3 protein-coding genes are annotated in these 1729 nt (G+C 63.3%); 1 reads left to right on the forward strand and 2 read right to left on the reverse strand.

From position 1 onward, the window contains the following. Window positions 1–527: CorA family divalent cation transporter (locus tag EN939_RS32925; protein ID WP_272483128.1), on the forward strand; the 527-nt coding region annotated here is incomplete at its 5' end. A gap of 17 nt (window positions 528–544) precedes the next feature. Here the strand turns inward: EN939_RS32925 and EN939_RS32930 are convergent. Both EN939_RS32930 and EN939_RS32935 read right to left on the reverse strand, forming a co-directional pair. After that, complete coding sequence (locus EN939_RS32930; protein ID WP_127271665.1) at window positions 545–1231, reverse strand: glutathione S-transferase family protein; 687 nt, start codon at window positions 1229–1231, stop codon at window positions 545–547. Between the two features lie 9 nt (window positions 1232–1240). Next, window positions 1241–1729, reverse strand: a 489-nt coding sequence (locus EN939_RS32935; RefSeq protein ID WP_442919588.1) for an EamA family transporter, incomplete at its 5' end; no start/stop codon positions are given.

A 1729-nucleotide genomic window follows, 5' to 3' on the forward strand; every position in this document is an offset into this window, starting at 1 on the left:
CTTTTGACGGCATGGTGGCTGAACTTGCGGCACTCGGCGACAGCCTCGACGGGATCGAGGATCGCATCGTCTGCGACGCATGGCACAATGAACGGCAATCCCTCGTCGACGCGCGCCGGCATCTGGTTGTGATCCACAGGCAGATGGCGACGTTGACCAATCTGTTTCGCCATCTCGACCACTCGCACCGTAACGACCTGCCCGACAGCATCAACGACATGGCCGCGCGTCTTTCGCACAGGGCGCAGACGCTGCACTATGATGGCGAACAATTGCAGGCACGCGCCCGGCTGTTGCAGGACGAGCTTATGGCCAAGCTGACGACGCAGTCGAACCGGCTGCTGTACGTACTGTCGGTGATGACGGCGGTGCTGTTGCCAATGACCATCATCTCGGGCCTGTTCGGCATGAATGTCGGCGGCTTGCCGCTGGTCGACACGCCAATGGGCTTCTGGGTGGTGACGGCGGTAGCGATGGTGATCGCGGGCGCGACCTATCTCTTTGTCAGGCGGCTCGGACAGATGTAACGCCCGCCCGGCGACTTTCACGCCGAGGCGCGAAGATCCTCGATGACGGTGCCGGCGGCGGCGGCTTCCGCTTCGTGGTCGGGCTCGCGCCAGGTCTCGGCCAAGCCAGCCGCATACCATTCGCGCATCGCCGGCAGGGCAAGCAATTGCGCTGGATAGGCTGCAGCCGCACCCTCGAAGGAGAGCCCATAGGACTGGGCGCGGAACGCCACCGGGGCAAAGAAAGCGTCGACGGCGGTAAAATGAGCGCCGGCCAGAAACGGCCCGCCGAAACGGGCAAGGCCATCGTTCCAGAGATCGCCGAGGCGAAAGATGTCCTGCTTCAGCGCATCGGACATCGGGAATGGCTTTACGCGCACGCCGCAACTCATCGGGCATGCCCCGCGCAATGCGGTGAAGCTCGAATGCATCTCGGCGGCGGCCGAGCGTGCCCAGGCGCGCGCCTTGGCCTCGACAGGCCACACGCCATGGTGGCGTTCGGCCAGATATTCGACGATGGCCAGCGAATCCCAGACCGCCCAGCCATCGTCGATCAGGCACGGCACGCGGCCGCTCGGCGAGAAGGGCCGGTACAGATCCCAACTCGATGCGGTCGGGAATGGCGTCAGCCGTTCCTCGAACGGGATGTTCAGCTCTCGCATCAACACCCAAGGCCGCAGCGACCATGAGGAATAATTTTTGTTGGCGATATGCAGCAGGTACATAGGGGATCCTTACCTTGCAGCCGGCACCGCCGGCCGGATCTCGCGGCCACGGAACATCGACCAGGAATACATCGCGAGCGCTGTCCAGATCAGGCCAAAGGCAATCGCCTGGGTGGTGCCGAAAGGCTCGTCGAAGATCAGCACGGCGATCAGAAACACAATGGTCGGCGCGATGTACTGCATGATGCCGATGGTGGACAGCCGCAGCAGCCTCGCGCCGAACGCAAACAGCAGCAGCGGGATCGATGTGACCGGACCGCAGCCGATCAGCAATGCCGTATCGGTGCCACTGCTGGATAAGATGTGGTCCTGTTCGGTCGCGATGAGATAGACGATGTAGCCAAGCGCCGGCACCGACAGCAGAAGGACTTCGAGCAAAAATCCCTGGCTCGGTCCGATCGGCAGCGTCTTGCGGAAGAAGGCGTAGGCGGCGAAGGAAAACGCCAGCGCCAGCGACACCCAGGGCAGCTTGCCGCCCTCGACGGTCAGCACGGCGAC

Origin of the sequence: Mesorhizobium sp. M7A.F.Ca.CA.002.05.1.1, assembly GCF_003998335.1 — a bacterium.
Taxonomy (GTDB): domain Bacteria; phylum Pseudomonadota; class Alphaproteobacteria; order Rhizobiales; family Rhizobiaceae; genus Mesorhizobium.

What these genes read in the sequence shown, in the direction of transcription:
- EN939_RS32930 (WP_127271665.1), bottom strand. Translation starts at nt 1,231, where the DNA reads ATGTACCTGCTGCATATCGCCAACAAAAATTATTCCTCATGGTCGCTG.